This window comes from Streptomyces sp. NPDC004561, from assembly GCF_053602155.1.
In genome coordinates this window covers 1-1,053 of record NZ_JBSGDB010000947.1, presented here as the reverse complement: position 1 = coordinate 1,053, position 1,053 = coordinate 1, and the positions used below count along the sequence as shown (strand labels likewise).

At 68.8% G+C, this 1,053-nt stretch carries 1 protein-coding gene; it reads right to left on the bottom strand.

All coding sequences use genetic code 11. The features are described 5' to 3' along the window. Positions 1-44: 44 nt before the first annotated feature. On the bottom strand, positions 45-1,053 hold a 1,009-nt coding region (locus tag ACWEN3_RS46920; protein WP_452984611.1), incomplete at its 5' end, for an MmgE/PrpD family protein.

Here is a 1,053-nt window from a genome sequence, read left to right as displayed (position 1 = left end):
GGTGCTTCCCCTCCCGGCGGAGGGGGACCATCGTGTGTCACGTGTCAGATCACCAGCAGGTCGACCAGCGCCGAGGCGGGCATGGTGAGATCACCCTCGGTGATGGCGAACAGCAGCGCCTCGCTGCGTTCCGTGCCCAGGGCCGCGACCGTGAGGTCCCGGAACTTGGCGTCGAGATCGGGCTGCGAGATCGGGTTCTCGGCGGTGCCGCGTGGGCTGTCGACGAACACGCTCTCGCTGGTGCCGTCGTCGTAGGTGACCGTGATGTCGGCGACCCACTTGCCGGGGTGGGCGGCGTCCAGCTCGGGCTTGGGCGTGATGCGGATCCGGCCGGCGAGCTTCGCGACCGGGCTGCCGTCACCGATGTCGAGACGTCCGGCCATGTAATCGTGGTGCGTGGTGAAGCCGTTGCCGTGGCCCAGGAGCGAGAGGGCGAACTGATAAGGGAGGCTGTACTGAAGGTTCTCGATGCTCTTGGGCGCGAAGGCGCTCGCGTTCCGGTTTCCGATCACGACGTCGCCGCCGGCCTGGATGCCCAGTTCGACGGTGTCGATCCGGTCGGCCCGGTCGGCCAGCCGCCGTGCACCGTCGATGTAGGCGTGGTTGATGCCGCAGCAGCAGTATGGCTTGATCCAGATCCGGGTGATCTCGAAGGGGGCGTCGAGCGCGAACGCGGCAGCGGCGTCGGCCCCCACCTCACGCCGGACGAAGGTGTGGAAGAACCCCTTGTTGCCGGTCAGGAAGGCCAGGGGGCCGGTGATGCCCGCTTCGGCCATCTCGGCCGAGCGGATGCCGCCCCGCGTGGCGATGCCCGCGTGCACCCGCTTCACTGAGCCGCCCGACGAGGTGTACTCGGTGGTTCCCGCGGAGTGGCTCATGGCGATGGACAGGGCGTGGAGCGTCTGTTCCAGGTCCAGACCGCGCATCTTCGCGACCACCGCGGCGGCGCCGAAGGTCGACAGGAGCGCGTGCGGATGGAAACCGAGCTCCAGCAGTTCCGGCGCGGCGAGCACACCGATCCGCGTGTAGACCTCGTAACCCGCGACGATGCCG